This window comes from Aphanothece hegewaldii CCALA 016 (assembly GCF_003007785.1).
Taxonomy (GTDB): domain Bacteria; phylum Cyanobacteriota; class Cyanobacteriia; order Cyanobacteriales; family Microcystaceae; genus Chroococcus; species Chroococcus hegewaldii.
In genome coordinates this window covers 1-15393 of the sequence record NZ_PXOH01000014.1, presented here as the reverse complement: position 1 = coordinate 15393, position 15393 = coordinate 1, and the positions used below count along the sequence as shown (strand labels likewise).

12 protein-coding genes and 1 pseudogene are annotated in these 15393 nt (G+C 39.7%); 3 read left to right on the top strand and 10 right to left on the bottom strand.

The features are described from left to right. Window positions 1-55: 55 nt before the first annotated feature. Window positions 56-2620 carry a leucine--tRNA ligase gene (gene leuS / locus C7H19_RS13530; RefSeq protein ID WP_106457411.1) on the bottom strand — a complete coding sequence of 855 codons (2565 nt, stop codon included), beginning with the start codon at window positions 2618-2620 and terminating at the stop codon, window positions 56-58. Between the two features lie 283 nt (window positions 2621-2903). Between leuS and purD the strand changes: the two genes are divergently transcribed. Then, a complete protein-coding gene (purD, locus tag C7H19_RS13525) occupies window positions 2904-4172 on the top strand; it encodes a phosphoribosylamine--glycine ligase (protein WP_106457410.1) in 1269 nt (422 codons plus the stop codon). 196 nt (window positions 4173-4368) lie between these two features. Next, a complete protein-coding gene (gene nblS / locus C7H19_RS13520) occupies window positions 4369-6315 on the top strand; it encodes a two-component system sensor histidine kinase NblS (RefSeq protein WP_181280609.1) in 1947 nt (648 codons plus the stop codon). Here nblS and C7H19_RS13515 read toward each other — a convergent pair. The 5 genes from C7H19_RS13515 to C7H19_RS13490 all read right to left on the bottom strand — a co-directional run bounded on the left by C7H19_RS13515 (window position 6305) and on the right by C7H19_RS13490 (window position 11414). Then, window positions 6305-6658: a zinc ribbon domain-containing protein gene (locus C7H19_RS13515; RefSeq protein WP_106457408.1), complete on the bottom strand. Its 354-nt coding sequence runs from the start codon at window positions 6656-6658 to the stop codon at window positions 6305-6307. The genes nblS and C7H19_RS13515 overlap by 11 nt on opposite strands. 29 nt (window positions 6659-6687) lie before the next feature. Then, complete coding sequence (gene secF, locus C7H19_RS13510; protein WP_106457497.1) at window positions 6688-7623, bottom strand: protein translocase subunit SecF; 936 nt, start codon at window positions 7621-7623, stop codon at window positions 6688-6690. A gap of 5 nt (window positions 7624-7628) precedes the next feature. Continuing rightward, window positions 7629-9029 carry a protein translocase subunit SecD gene (gene secD / locus C7H19_RS13505; RefSeq protein ID WP_106457496.1) on the bottom strand — a complete coding sequence of 467 codons (1401 nt, stop codon included), beginning with the start codon at window positions 9027-9029 and terminating at the stop codon, window positions 7629-7631. A 77-nt stretch (window positions 9030-9106) separates the two neighbouring features. Then, window positions 9107-10222, bottom strand: a complete 1116-nt coding sequence (locus tag C7H19_RS13500) for an RNA-guided endonuclease InsQ/TnpB family protein (RefSeq protein WP_106457495.1) — start codon at window positions 10220-10222, stop codon at window positions 9107-9109. A 208-nt stretch (window positions 10223-10430) separates the two neighbouring features. After that, window positions 10431-11414, bottom strand: coding sequence for an alpha-ketoacid dehydrogenase subunit beta (locus C7H19_RS13490; protein WP_106457406.1), 984 nt, complete (start codon window positions 11412-11414; stop codon window positions 10431-10433). A 691-nt stretch (window positions 11415-12105) separates the two neighbouring features. On the opposite strand from C7H19_RS13490, the gene C7H19_RS13485 reads away from it, so the two are divergent. Then, window positions 12106-14298 carry an ankyrin repeat domain-containing protein gene (locus C7H19_RS13485; RefSeq protein WP_106457405.1) on the top strand — a complete coding sequence of 731 codons (2193 nt, stop codon included), beginning with the start codon at window positions 12106-12108 and terminating at the stop codon, window positions 14296-14298. Window positions 14299-14367: 69 nt separating this feature from the next. Here C7H19_RS13485 and C7H19_RS26410 read toward each other — a convergent pair whose 3' ends face one another. From C7H19_RS26410 to C7H19_RS13465, 4 genes and pseudogenes are all read right to left on the bottom strand, one after another. Next, complete coding sequence (locus tag C7H19_RS26410) at window positions 14368-14721, bottom strand: hypothetical protein (protein WP_219907653.1); 354 nt, start codon at window positions 14719-14721, stop codon at window positions 14368-14370. Window positions 14722-14736: 15 nt separating this feature from the next. Continuing rightward, a complete protein-coding gene (locus tag C7H19_RS13475; RefSeq protein ID WP_106457404.1) occupies window positions 14737-14922 on the bottom strand; it encodes a hypothetical protein in 186 nt (61 codons plus the stop codon). Then, the gene (locus tag C7H19_RS13470) at window positions 14919-15191 is read right to left on the bottom strand and encodes a hypothetical protein (RefSeq protein WP_106457403.1); all 273 of its coding nucleotides are present in this window, start codon (window positions 15189-15191) and stop codon (window positions 14919-14921) included. Before C7H19_RS13470 ends, C7H19_RS13475 begins: the two co-directional genes overlap by 4 nt. A gap of 3 nt (window positions 15192-15194) precedes the next feature. Then, window positions 15195-15317: pseudogene (locus C7H19_RS13465) on the bottom strand (RNA-guided endonuclease TnpB family protein); the annotation flags it as partial. Window positions 15318-15393 lie beyond the last annotated feature (76 nt).

Genomic DNA, 15393 nt, shown 5'->3' with positions numbered 1-15393 from the left:
AAAATTCCCAGATTTCACGGTGGTTCATCATAAGCGAATTAATGGGAAAATTCCATTAACCCGCGACGACAAAGTTAACCAGTTTACCCGGAACAACAATCACCTTTTTGATCTCTTTTCCTGCGAGATGACGCTGCGCGACTTCAGAAGTTCGGGCAAACTCTTCTAAAGCTTGTTTATCTGCACTCGATGGTACTTGAATTGTTCCTCGTGTTTTACCCATAATTTGAATAACAAGGGTAATTTCATCGACTTCTAACGCAGATGGATCGAGTTTTGGCCAACTTTGATGATGAATAGAGTCTGTATAACCCAATTTATGCCATAATTCCTCAGCTAAATGAGGGGCAAAAGGCGCAAGTAAAATAAGTAGGGTTTCGACACTTTCTTTATATACCGCAGACTCATAACATTTCGCCTCATTTATAGCGTTACTGAGTTTCATTAATTCAGAAACGGCGGTATTAAATTGATATTCCTCTTCTAAGTCGTCGGAGACTTCTTTTATGGCGATATGCGTTGCCCGTCTTAGATCTTTTTCTTCTTTAGAAAGAGTTTCAGAAGACTTTATTTTAGCGGGTTTTTTCTCTAAATATTCTGCAACGATTCGCCACACACGGTTAAGAAAGCGAAATTGTCCTTCAACGTCTGCATCATCCCATTCTAAGTCTTTTTCGGGTGGTGCTTTGAAAAGAATAAACATCCGCGCTGTATCGATCCCATATTTTCCGATCACTTGTTGTGGTTCAACGCCATTATATTTAGATTTAGACATCTTTTCATAAAAGACTTCTAAAGGTTCTCCTGTTTCGGGATCTTTGGGCTCATTAGAATTAACTTGACTCGATGGAATGTATTTACCTGTTTTTGGGTTTTTGTAAGTCATTCCTTGAACCATACCCTGTGTTAATAAGCGCTCAAATGGTTCATCAAAATTAAGTAATCCTCTGTCTCTAAGTACTTTAGTAAAGAAACGAGAATAAAGCAAATGTAAGATAGCGTGTTCAATTCCGCCAACATATTGATTTACAGCCATCCAATCATTCACTTTAGCTGAATCAAAGGGTTTTTCCGTATTTTTCGCATCAGCAAACCGCAAGAAATACCAAGATGAATCAATAAATGTATCCATCGTATCGGTTTCCCGTTTGGCGCTTTCGCCGCAACTCGGACAAGGTACATTTACCCAGTTATCTAATTTTGCGAGTGGAGAGGGTCCGCGTCCGCTAAACTCGACATCATCGGGTAATAAAACGGGTAAATCTTCCTTTGGTACTGCAACTGCACCACAACTCGGACAATGGATGATAGGAATAGGACAGCCCCAATATCTTTGACGGGAAATTAACCAATCTCTGAGGCGATATTGTATTCTAGCTTTTCCATAACCTTCGTTTTCGGCAAATTGTACGATCGCATCTTTTCCTTGTGTTGATTTCATTCCCGTAAAGCGTTCCGAATTGACCATAATTCCAGATTCGGTATATGCTTGGGTAAGTTCTAAGTCTGGATTATCCGCATCATCGGGAACAATAACCACTTTAATCGGGAGATTGTTTTCTTTAGCAAACTTAAAATCTCGCACATCATGGGCAGGAACACCCATCACCGCACCAGTACCATATTCATATAATACATAATCGGCAATTAAGATCGGTATTTCTGCGCCATTAAACGGATTAATCGCCACTCCCCCCGTAAAAGTGCCTCGTTTGGGTCGATCCTCGGCAGTGCGTTCGATTTCTGTTTGTCCCGCTACTTCTTTAATAAAGGCTTCTACAGCCTCTTGACGCTCAGGTGTCGTCACTTTTGGGGTTAAAGGGTGTTCGGGGGCGAGAACGACGTATGTGACCCCGTAAACCGTATCTGGGCGCGTCGTAAAAACAGCAATTTTTTCATCTACACCCTTGACAAAAAACTCTAAATATGCACCAGTAGATTTACCGATCCAGTTGGCTTGCATGACTCTAACGCGATCGGGCCAACCCGAAAGTTTATCTAAATCATTGAGTAATTGTTCTGCATAGTCGGTAATTTTGAGAAACCACTGACGGAGTAATTTTCGTTCGACAACCGCCCCAGAACGCCACGAACGCCCCTCATTGTCGACTTGTTCATTAGCGAGTACGGTTTGATCGATGGGGTCCCAGTTAACGGCGGATTCTTTTTGATAGGCTAATCCAGCTTGATAGAATTGTAAAAAGAGCCATTGTGTCCACTGATAATAATCGGGAGAACAGGTTGTTACTTCTCGCTCCCAGTCTACCGATAAACCGAGTTGTTGTAGTTGTTCTCGCATTTGGGCGACATTCTGATACGTCCATTTTGCCGGAGCAATTCCGCGATCGATAGCCGCATTTTCGGCAGGTAAACCGAAAGCATCCCAACCCATCGGATGTAGAACGCGATAACCCTGCATACGTTTTAGACGAGCGATGACATCAGTAATCGTATAATTGCGAACATGACCCATGTGTAGGCTTCCCGATGGATAGGGAAACATTGACAGCGCGTAAAATTTTGGCTTTTCTGTTGTGTCGGGGGTTTGGTCTAATTTCGCTTCATGCCAAACTTTTTGCCATTTTTGTTCGATCGCTGCTGCGCTGTAATTCGGCTCCACAATAATATTACTCCTAGACGGGTCAGATAGTGACTACTAGGACTTTCAAAAGTCCTATTTTACTATTTTATCTGGGTTCTAGCCCAAGACGGCAATCTCAATAAATCTATCGATCAGCCCATTCATTTTAGACTAAAAGGATCAGGATAATTCCCCTAAAGTTTGAATATAATAGACCGCAAGTCAGAGATTCTTAAACTATCTGGGAATATTATCCATCCTTGAATCAATATTGTTCAGAATGTAAGGATAGAGATCTTAATCGCTGGAGTCAAAAAACACTGTGAAAGTCATTGTTATCGGAAACGGAGGCAGAGAACATACTCTCGCCTATAAACTACTACAATCTTCGAGAGTTACTCAGGTGTTCTGTATTCCAGGTAACGCAGGAACGGCTACTCTAGAAAGATGTCAGAATGTACCCTTAGCGGTTGATCATTTTGAAGGAATTGCCCGTGTAGCAATAGAACAACAGATCGATTTAGTGGTTGTCGGGCCAGAATTACCGCTATCTTTGGGAATTACAGACTATCTACAAGAACAAAATATCCGAGTTTTTGGCCCCAATAAAGTAGCAGCACAACTCGAAGCGAGTAAATCTTGGGCTAAAAGTTTAATGTATGAAGCAAGTATACCGGCGGCTCATTCTGGGACTTTTAGTGACATAGAGTCGGCTAAAACTTATCTCCAAAAGCAGGGTACACCTATTGTCATTAAAGCTGATGGACTTGCGTCAGGAAAAGGAGTAATTGTCGCTCATACTGAAGCAGAAGCACAACAAGCGGTTGATGAATTATTTGCCGGTGGTTTTACTAAACTGTTGATCGAAGACTATTTAGAAGGTGAAGAGGTTTCTATCTTAGCTCTGACTGATGGTCTAACGATTCGTCCTTTATTACCCGCACAAGATCATAAACGAGTCGGTGACGGCGATACAGGAAAAAATACAGGGGGAATGGGTGCTTATGCTCCTTCTCCTTTGGTAACACCTGAATTAATGGAACGCATCCAGCAAGAAGTTCTTGAACCTACTTTACAAACCCTTAAAAACCGAGGTATTGATTATCGGGGTATTATTTATGTGGGTTTAATGATTACACCATCAGGAGAACCTAAAGTATTAGAGTATAACTGTCGCTTTGGTGATCCCGAAACTCAGGCTATCTTACCTCTTTTAGAGACATCTTTGATCGAACTCATTCTAGCTTGTTTAGAACAGCGTTTAGGCGAGTTTCCCCCCATTGCTTGGAAAAACGAATCTTCTGTCTGTGTTGTCGTTGCATCTGGCGGTTATCCAGACTCTTATGAGAAAGGTAAAGTCATTAAAGGTATAAAAGAAGCAGAATCAGAAGATGTTATCGTTTTTCATGCCGGAACAATCTGTAAAGATGATCACATTCTCACTGATGGCGGGCGAGTTTTGGGTGTAACTGCCGTATCAGAAAGCTTTGAGACAGCGATAGAAAAAGCTTATCAAGCAGTTAACTTAATTCAATTTGAAGGAATGTACTATCGTCATGATATCGGTAATCGCCTTCTTGGTAAGACATAGATATACTCATTAGAAGACGAATGATCTATCGGGGCTGTAACTGTAAACGATAGTTCTGGGTTAAGATAGTCTTGACTCCTATACTGATGGGCTAAACATCAATCAAAATCATTGTGTGAATGTGCTAACTCTGTTGCAAACGATTCGAGAAGCAATTAGCCGTTGGTGGCTAGAATTTCCACTGCAAACCAAGTTAATGGCTGCGGCTACTCTTGTTGTATCTTTGGTGATGAGTGGTTTAACGTTTTGGGCTGTCAATACGATTCAGTTAGATGCTCGTCTCAATGATACACGTTTTGGCAGCGACTTAGGTTTATTGCTGGCAACAAATACAGCCCCTTTGATTGCTGAAAATAATTTAACAGAAGTGGCACGCTTTTCGAGTCGTTTCTATCGCAGTACGTCTAGTGTTCGCTATTTGATGTATGCTGATGTAGACGGTAAGGTTTTTTTTGGGATTCCTTATTCTGAAGCAGCCGTCCAGAATTCTTTATCTATTGAACGCAGTATCCAGCTACCCGAAAATTATGCCCAAAATACGGATTTACCGTTGATTCGTCAGCATAAAACACCCGATGGAGAAGTAACAGATGTTTTTGTACCGATTAATCATGAGGGTCAAAATTTAGGGGTTTTAGCCATTGGAATTAACCCAAATGCTACGGTAGTCGCTTCTTCTAATTTAACTCGTGATGTGACGATCGCGGTTTTTATTTCGATTTGGGCAATGGTGATTTTAGGTGCGGTTTTTAATGCTTTAACGATTACTAAACCGATTAAAGAATTGTCAGTTGGAGTAAAAAATATTGCGGCAGGAAATTTTAAACAACGGATTGATTTACCTTTGGGTGGAGAATTAGGGGAATTAATCTACAGTTTTAATGAGATGGCGCAACGGTTAGAAAGTTATGAAGAACAAAACATCGAAGAATTAACATCCGAAAAAGCTAAATTAGAAACTTTGGTTTCAACTATTGCTGATGGTGCAATTTTATTAGATACTAACTTTAATTTATTGTTAGTTAATCCAGCAGCCCGCAGAATGTTTGATTGGTTAAGTTCCGATATTATGGGACAAAATGTACTCAATCTTTTTCCGCGAGAATTAACGGGTAAATTAAGTCAACCTTTGGCTAAAATGGCAGCAGGTGAATCCCTTAATGTAAATACAGATGATTCGCCAAGTAATGATTTATTAGATGAATCGGAAGAACATCAACCTACTCCAGTTGAATTGCGAATTAGTCTGAGTTCACCCTTTCGCAAAAGTTTAAGAATTATCTTAATTCAAGTATTTGATCAATATCGAGAAACCGTTAAAGGAATTGCCATGACGGTTCAAGATATTACGAGAGAAGTAGCATTAAATGAAGCGAAAAGTCATTTTATAAGTAATGTGTCTCATGAATTAAGAACCCCTTTATTTAATATTAAATCTTTTATAGAAACTCTAACAGAATTTGGCGAAGATTTGACGGAAACTGAACGACGCGAGTTTTTAGAAACTGCTAATAATGAGACAGATAGGCTAACTAGATTAGTTAATGATGTATTAGATTTATCGCGTCTCGAATCGAGCAAAATCTATAATTTTGATGCGATTGATATTGGTCAAATTATTGAACAAATTTTAAGGACTTATCAACTAAATGCAAAAGATAAAGGATTAGAATTAAGTTACGAGGTCGAATCTAATTTACCTCCAGTTTTAGGACATTACGATCTTTTGTTGCAAGTCATCTCCAATTTAGTCGGAAATGCCCTTAAATTTACTAAATCGGGTGGCAAAGTTGTTTTAAGGGCTTATCCTATTAAAATTAAATATAATCATACTGATTTAAATAAAATTAGAGTCGAAGTATCCGATACAGGTATTGGTATTGATGCAGAAGATCAAGATGCAATTTTTGACCGTTTTTACCGTGTTGAAAACCGCGTTCATACTTTAGAGGGAACGGGTTTAGGTTTATCTATTGTGAAAAATATTATTGATAAACACTGTAGTAAAATTCATTTAATCAGTGAGGTTGAAGTGGGTACAACTTTCTGGTTTGATTTGGATTTATTTGAAGAACAAATGACAACATTAGAATCTCGAAATATTAACCAGTCGAATACTATTTCTAATGTTTTTAGCTTATAAACGTCAAAATTAGACCCATCAGCAGCAATACAATTAGTAATAATAATCCTCGATTACGATCGCACCAATTTTTAATTCTTCGGTTTAATGGTAATATAATGGGTTGCTCAGGTTTTTGTAATTTATCTTGATAAAGAATACAACTTTTAGCAAAAGGACGCTGAGGAAAGGTACAAGTATCATCCTCATGATAAGTACAACTTTCACACAAATAGGTTTCTTGTGTGGCTTGATGTAGCGTCATTCCAGGATGACCATAGGCTTTAAGGATATTACCACAGTGAGGACATTTAATCGCTTGTGTACTAATAGTTTTCTGGCAACGAGGACAAATAGTAGTCATGCGGTGAGGGAAGAATAGCTATTTTCATTCTACATTTCCTTAATGATTTGTGTTTTCTTTTGACGTTCTCGCCACCAAGCAAGCAAGGTACTCGCAATAAAAATACTCGAATATGCACCCGCAGTAAAACCAATAATTAAAGCTAGGGCGAAGAATTTTAGAGTAGCACCACCAAATAAGAAAATCGCCACAAGAGGGAGCAAAGCCGTTAAAGTTGTATTAATAGAACGCCCTAAAGTTTGATTAACCGCATTATCGACGATTTCACTCACAGACAAGTCGGGGGTTAAGGCGAAATTTTCCCGAACGCGATCGTAAATAACTACCGTATCATTAACAGAAAAACCGATAATTGTCAAGAGAGAAACCAAAAATAAACTATCAACTTCGACATTAGCCACTAAACCCAAGATAGCAAAGACTCCCGCCGTAATCACAACATCATGGAATAGGGCAACAATGGCAAAAAAAGCGTAATCGAATTGAAAGCGAAAACTCAAATAAACAATAATGCCGACAAAAGATAATATTAAAGCCTTTAAACCCGACTCAAATAATTCTTTTCCTACTGTTGGCCCAACTGTATCAATTTGAATGGTTTCGGGGTCAAATTGACCAATTTTGTCATTTAAAGCGGTTTGTAGTTTGGTTCGTTGTTCGACATCTAAAGTTTGTGTACGAATTGAAAGCGTATAATTATCAATCACTTGAACACTACTATTACCTAAACCTTGTTCGGTTAAAAGATTTTGAACTTCATCCGTCGTTAAAGGTTTTGCACAATTATTTTGTTTAGCGCAAGCGAGTTCAAGTTGAATTCGAGTTCCGCCAATAAAGTCTAAACTAGGGCGCAAAGGTGCTTTGATGGTAGTGTAGGAAATAATCATCGCACCTAAACTAGCAATAATCGCAAAACCCGAAATTGTCCACCAAAAAGAACGTTGTTTAGTAACACTAAATTTCATCATCATCACCCCTTAAGATTCGGTGAAAAGAGTTCAGGTTTTTGACGCAAACCAGGAATATTTAAAACCGTCAATAACAAAAATGTTCGACTACAGGTAATTGCCGTAAACATACTCACTAAAACCCCAATTCCCAAGGTTAAAGCAAAACCTTTTACTAATCCTGAACCCAACCAAAACAGTACAGCACAAGCAATTAAGGTCGTCACGTTACCATCTAAAATACTCGAAAATGCTCGATAAAAACCCGACTCAACAGCCCGATATAAACTTTTACCCGCTTTTAATTCTTCTCTCGTTCTTTCAAAAATTAGTACATTTGCATCAACAGCCATCCCAATACTGAGAATAAATCCGGCAATTCCGGGTAAAGTCATCGTCACACCGACTAAAGCAAAACACCCTAGACACAACAGGGCATAAATCAATAAAGAGACATCTGCAATAATACCCGGTAAACGGTAATAAACCGCCATAAACACCAGTACCAGCAGCAACCCAGACACACCCGCATAAATACTACTACGGATACTATCTTGTCCTAAAGTTGCTCCTACGGTGCGGTTTTCAGCGACTTCTACTGGGAATGGTAAAGAACCGCCGCGCAGTTGTACCGCTAAATCATTGGCGGTTTCTGGGGTAAAATTACCAGTAATAACGGCACTTCCCCCCGTAATTCCAGTAGCGGCGAACTCTGGCCCGACGACTGGCGCACTAATCAGGCTATTATCGAGGAAAATTCCTAAAGAACGTCCAGTACCCGCCAAATTCTTCGTTAATTCAGCAAATTTATTTCCGCCATCAGAGTCAAAACGGAGGGAAACATCCCAGTTTGTGCCTTGAGTTGGACTAGGAAGGGCATTTTTAAGGTTTTTTCCCGTCAAACCGATAGGGTCAAATAAAGCTAAAATTGCTTCATTAGACTTTTTCAACGACTCTTGTAGTTCAGCAATTCGCTTTTGATTATTGGGGTCGCTACGATTTTTACGAAGTTGTTCTAATTCCAATTCCATCTGACGTTGTATAGTGTATTCAGCCGTGAATTGTCCTTCTGTACCCTGTTTTTGCTGTCTAAATTCTAATTGGGCTGTACCACCGAGAACCCTTTCTGCTTGTTCGGGGTCTGTCACACCGGGTAATTGTACCAGAACTTTATCGCTACCGACTGTTTGTACCAAAGGTTCGGAAACTCCCAACGCATTAACTCGGTTTTCAATGACGTTTTGAACGGCTATCAAATCTTCAGGGCGAATGGTTGTCACCTCTGCGGTTGGTTTGACTTGAATTGTGAGTTGTGCGCCACCTCTAAGGTCTAGTCCCAATTGTAATGGTAGCTTGATTAGAATGACGATCGCTGCTATAACTAATCCAATAATTAGAGCGAGTAACCACGGTTGTCGTTGCATCAGTTTAATCCGTCCATAATTTACTAACGTTTGCGCTCCAAACTGAAATTTTCCTGCTTCAATCTGGATAAGTCGGCTTAAACCAGTCCACAAGCTGAAACGGTATGACTTACCGCCATCTTCTTTAAGTTGAGGCTTGCGTTATAGTCTCTGTCGAGAACCAAGCCACATTCACAACTAAAGATTCTTTCACTCAAAGAAAGAGATTCTTTGACTTGTCCGCAGCTAGAACAAGTTTTAGACGATGGGAGCCAACGACTAACAACTGTTAATGTAGAGCCGTAGATTTTGCACTTGTATTCAAGTTGTCTGCGGAACTCATAAAATCCCATGTCTTGTATCGCTTTAGCCAATTTATGATTAGCCATCATGCCAGATACATTTAAGTCCTCAATCACTATCTCGCTGTGGTTCTTAGCTAAATAAGTAGTAAGTTTGTGCAATGTATCTTTACGGATATTAGCTATCTTCTGATGGAGTCTAGCAATCTTGATTTGAGCTTTTTTCCAATTAGCTGAACCGATGATTTTATGTCGGTTTAACCATTGCAACCCTTGTAATTTGGCTTCGTATTGTTTATATGATTTAGTCCCCTCAAATACTTGTCCAGTCGAGAGTGTAGCTAGTGATTTAACCCCTAAATCAACCCCAACAACATCAACTGTTTTTGGTGTGATTTGTGGTTCTACTTCTAGAGAGAAACTAATAAACCATCTATCAGCAGTACGGCTAATGGTGACAGATTTCAGAGTGTAGCCAGTGGGTAAAATCTCATAAGTTTTGAGCCAACCGATGACAGGCACTTTGATTCTTTTGGATTCAAGCTTAATTGAGCCATCAAGAGTAAAAGAATCGTGTCTACCTTTCTTTTTGAATTTAGGTACTCCTGATGTCTTTTTAAAGCATCTATCCCAAGCTTCCCTTAATGCTTTTAAGGCATATTGAGGAGGGCATTTAGAAACCTCATAATACCAAGCATTTTCGCTCTTTACCAATGCGACCAACCATTTATGAAGGTCAATGCTACTTGGAAATTTAATCTTATCTTCTGGATTAGCTTTGTTATGGTCAAGGATTTGCTTAGTTAACCCTAGCCCCCAATTGTAAGCATGACGCGCCGTACCCGCGTGTTTTAAAAAAGCTGTACGTTGAACATTATTAGCTTTGATTTCTGTCTTAAATCCGAATATGATAGCCATATAATTATTATACGGAAGATTTACGGAAATGGAAAGACTTGAAATCCAGTTACCAAAACAGGAAAAAGAGATTTTAGAAAAGTATTGCCAACAAACTAACAGAACCATGACGGATGTACTTCGTAGTTATATTAGAGGACTAAAGCAAAGGTTAAAGAAAGGTAGCGATTGTTAGTAAATCGTTAGCTAGTTAGAAGCCCTTTTACACTCGCAAGGTCATAATTTTTTCAACCGCTTCTACAATTTGATTCGGTTGAACAATTGTTAGCCTCTCTAATGTTCCATTGTAAGGCGTGGGGATATCCTGTGACGAAAGACGAATCACGGGGGCATCTAATTCATCGAATAATTGTTCGTTAATTAGTGCAATTAATTCGGAAGCAATGCCCGCCGTTTTCATACATTCTTCGACGATAATCACTTTATGAGTCTTGCGAACCGATGCGCTGATGGTTTCCATATCGAAAGGTTTGAGGGAAATTAAATCAATAATTTCGGCATCATAGCCCAGTTTTTCGATATCTTTGACGGCTTGTAAACAATGGTGACGCATCCGAGAATAGGTCAAAATGGTGACATCTTTTCCTTTTTTGACCATTTCTGCTTTGTCTAGAGGGACAATATATTCACCATCAGGGATATTTTCTTTTAGGTTGTAGAGTAAAACGTGTTCAAAAAAGAGAACCGGGTTATCATCTCGAATGGCTGCTTTTAATAAACCTTTTGCGTTATAAGGAGTTGAACAAGCCACAATTTTTAGACCTGGAACCGCATGAAAATAAGCTTCTAAACGTTGGGAGTGTTCCGCGCCTAACTGTCTACCGACTCCACCGGGCCCACGAATAACCATCGGGATTTTATAATTACCACCAGAAGTATAGCGTAGCATTCCCGCATTATTGGCAATTTGGTTAAAGGCGAGTAACAAGAAGCCCATATTCATACCTTCAATGATAGGACGTAATCCCGTCATTGCTGCACCGACCGCCATTCCAGTAAAGCTATTTTCAGCAATGGGAGTATCTAAAACGCGCAAGTCTCCGTATTTTTTAGCTAAATCTTTGGTAACTTTGTAGGAACCGCCATAGTGTCCAACATCTTCACCGAGTACAAATACTGTTTCATCGCGCCCCATTTCTTCATCGAGGGCTTGCCGTAGCGCATTGAATAATAATACTTCTGCCATACTGTCCCAAGCTATACATCACATTACTAAACGATCCATTGTACCGTTGTTGGTCATGATTTGAGCTAAGTTAAATAGGCAATTGGCGTATTGTAAAGATTTAACAATAATGTAGTCAAATGGCAGCAAATCTCCTAAAATCTCAATAGCACCTTAACAAAAGAATAATTAACTTTAAAACTAGAAGGTTGTCAACCAAGAAAATGTTAACTAATTTTAACCTTAACTATTTAAGCGGTTGACGTAAAAGTTTTAGCTTTAAACTCTCTCGTTGTACAAATTAAAGTAGTCGAGAAGGCGCTCTAATTCTAGTAGTTAGATTGGGACTCGATATTAGGCGCGTAGTTCGTCCATTAGAGGTAAAAGTCTATAAAGCTAATTTTAAACTCAATGCAATATTTGCGTACAGAATTAGTAACTATACGGATTGTTTGATCTGTAATTACTACAGCTTGACCTTCTAAAAGTTTATCAGTAAAAGTCAATTTCAGGATTAATTGTCAGACGGTTTAATTGTTCTATCATCTAAAAATTCACCCTGTCTAGACCAACTTTCATTATCATACGCTGACCTTAATATTGTTCGTTATCATAATTAATCGGGGCAACACCAACTAATTGTTAATTTCATCGAACATTTAGGGCATTTTAGGAGAAACATTTCTTTAATGTCTTATTTTAAAGGTATCTCATGAGTGCAGCCCAACCGATCCCCTTAATCTACAGTGGTCAAGCTGGAAACTACTTCGGTACAGATTATGAGGCTTTACCCGCCGACGTACATTTTAGCATTGCTGAGGCGGGTCAACTGCTCACAAATCAAGGCTTAATCTATCTAGGACAGTTAACTTGCTCACAATTTTCTCAAGTCGAAATTTATGCCTATGCTACACCAGAGCAACGCATCGCCGTCTTAATCATGGCAGCCGAATCGAGTTTAAAGGGAATTGATTGTGTTTGTAAATTCATAGACGATAGCTTTCTCACAACCACTACAGTACAAGTCGTCCCTCATGCCTACGACGAACAGAAACTATTTCGCGTTTCCTTACCTAGATTAAATGCTGTCGAGCTTTTAGAACAACATCTAGCTTATGTTCAAGACTTTCAAAACCGAAGCGGTGCAGTACAGGCAATCTTTACGGATTTATTGGCGATCGCACAAACCATCGATGAATACACCATCCGTCAGCAATCTAACATTGGTCACGGCTTCCTGCAATTCGCGGGTGGACTAGCCCAAGCAACTGTAGATCAAATGATGGGGGATAATGCTGATGAGATTGAAGATGATGACGATGAGGAAGAAGATGATGACGATCGCGTTGACTACGATGAAAATCAAGTCTCTCCATTGATTCGAGCTATTATTCAGGATGATTTAGCCCAAGTAGAAGCTCTTTTAGCCGATGGAGCAGACATTAACCCTAGCAGTTGGGATGAAGCAGTACCACTCGTTGCAGCCGTCTATCGGGGAAATATAGCGATCATTCAAACGTTAATTGCAGCAGGAGCCAACCTAGATCAACTCGATTTGAATATCAATGCACATCCAATTGGTATAGCAATTAAGCAAAATCGACCCGATTTGGTTAAATTCTTACTGGATGCTGGAGCTTCACCAGATGGAGGCGATCTTGAGCATACAGGATTGGCAGTGGCAATTAATAAGAATAACTTGCCCATTTTGCAAATGCTACTAGAAGCGGGTGCCGACCCGAATATGGGGATGGAGGATGACTATCAAGCGATTATGCTTGCGGCCTTACACGGTCGTTTGGAAATGGTAAAACTCCTAGTCGCTTATGGTGCTGATGTAAATGCTTGGAGTCAAGGAGTGACAGCCATTATGAGTGCGGCCCGCAATGTCCATCGAGATGTATACGAATATCTTTATCCATTACTCGATGCAGAAACTCGTCGCTATGCTGACAAACATGGACAGAAAGACATTCAACGAGGAATCAAACGCAAGGAACGAAAAGCCAATAAATTAGGAGAAAAATTAGGAACTGCGGCAGTATTTGGTAAACTAGCCAAAGTTCAGCGACTCCTCGCCGAAGGTGCAGACCCCAATACAATTACAGAATGTGGCAAAAGTCCGTTGATGCTGGCTGCAATGTACGGTCATAAAAGCGTGATGGAAGCACTTCTAGATGCAGGTGCCGACCCAAATCTGCGTGGTGACGAAGAGTTTGATGAGGGCGAAACTGCATTGATGTACATTGCTAGTAGCTTTTTTGCTTCTAATCGGGCTGAAGTTATTAAGTTTCTCATCCAGCGAGGGGCTGATGTTAATGTACAGAATGATCAAGGACAAACCGCACTCATAAAAGCTGGTGAAAATGCTGACGCGGTAAAAGCATTGATAGAAGCAGGTGCCGATCTAAACATCCGAGACAAGGAAGGCAATACGGCTATGATGCTAGGAAGTTGGGCGATACAGCAGTTACTCCGTCAGGCTGGAGCTTCCGAAGAAGGTCTGAATGAGGTTGCTTTAGTGGATGCGGCTGATCGGGGAGATTTGACGAAACTAGAGGAACTGTTACACTCTGGCGTAAATGTAAATTATTGTGATGGTCGTGCCTTAGTTACTGCGGCTGGTAATGGGCATCTAGCAATAATTGATCGCTTAATCCAAGCAGGTGCAGATGTAAATCTCGGCTGGAAAACTGGGTGTACACCGATCGCTAATGCCGCCTACAGAGGTGATTTAGCTGTTGTCGAGCGATTATTAAGTGCAGGAGCCGATCCCTTTCAGCGAACTTTTGATGATGAGTTTAATGATGCGTTAGGCTATGCCCGAACTGGACAAGCTCAAGGACATTATAAGGATGGAAATCATGCAGCAATTATCGAACTTCTCAGCCGTCTACAGGATTAACTATGAGCGATCGCTTGGCCTTTAACTGAAGGAACACACCAAAATGTTAAACTATGGAGATTTTACTATTTAAACTAACTCTCCTAAAATTGCTTGTTCTCTAATCTTTGAATAATCTTGAATAAACTTAGATAAATCTAATAATTCTTCTAATTCTCTAGCTTGCTTAGGGGTTAGATCCTGTCTTTCTGTTGCATAAATAACTTCTCCTAAAAGAATTAATTTGGCTTCGAGCGGGATTTGATTTTGCCATCCTAAATTAATTTTCTCTTTAAAGCTATTGAAAATGCCTTCCCTTTTATATTTTTGTACAAAAGCCTCACTAAAGTGATCAAGCTCTTGAAGTTTTTGTTCAAACTGCTGAGTCAGTTCTAATGCTTTTCCTAGTTGTTCTTGTTTTGGTGTTAAATTATGTTGTGTCATTGTAGGTTATCCTAACTAGCTTAAGATTTCCTTTGATTTCTGTATTCTTTTCAATCTTTGTTCACGAATATTTTTTTCTAATAAAGCTATAATTTCTTCTAACTCTATTCCAAATTCTTGTAACTCAAGACGAGTTTGACGTAATTTCGCAACGGTCTGCTTAACTTTTTCGGGGTCAGGTAGAGGATATTGTTCGTTCATGGTAGATTCCAGTCTAGTTTAACTTCTTCGATACTACGCTCCCATGCAGGAATCCTAGTTTGAGTACGTTCTATCGTGTAGGCTAATAGCTCCAGTATATCTGAAGTAGCTATTGGTTGAGCTTCTGCTATTCGTAGTTGAAGATTACATATTTGATTAAACCTAGCTGAAGCTTCCAAAGAGATATTTTTAGTCTCATCTAAAACAATTAATGTTCTATCGGTTTCTCCTTGACATCCTCTCACCCCGTAAACGGGGGAGATTCCCAAATCTCACGATTTAGGTTTCTGCTTCATAGCACTAGCCTTAACAGATTTACTCTGTTCGGGTCTTACGGTCGCTCCACAGACTGACACTGCGAGTCCCGCAGCCAAAATATTTTTACTTGCGTTTATAAGTAACAATGCATAATTAATTGTATATTTGTGGTAAGCTTTTAGTGGCTCTAGTTGTTGCTAGTAGGTAAAAATT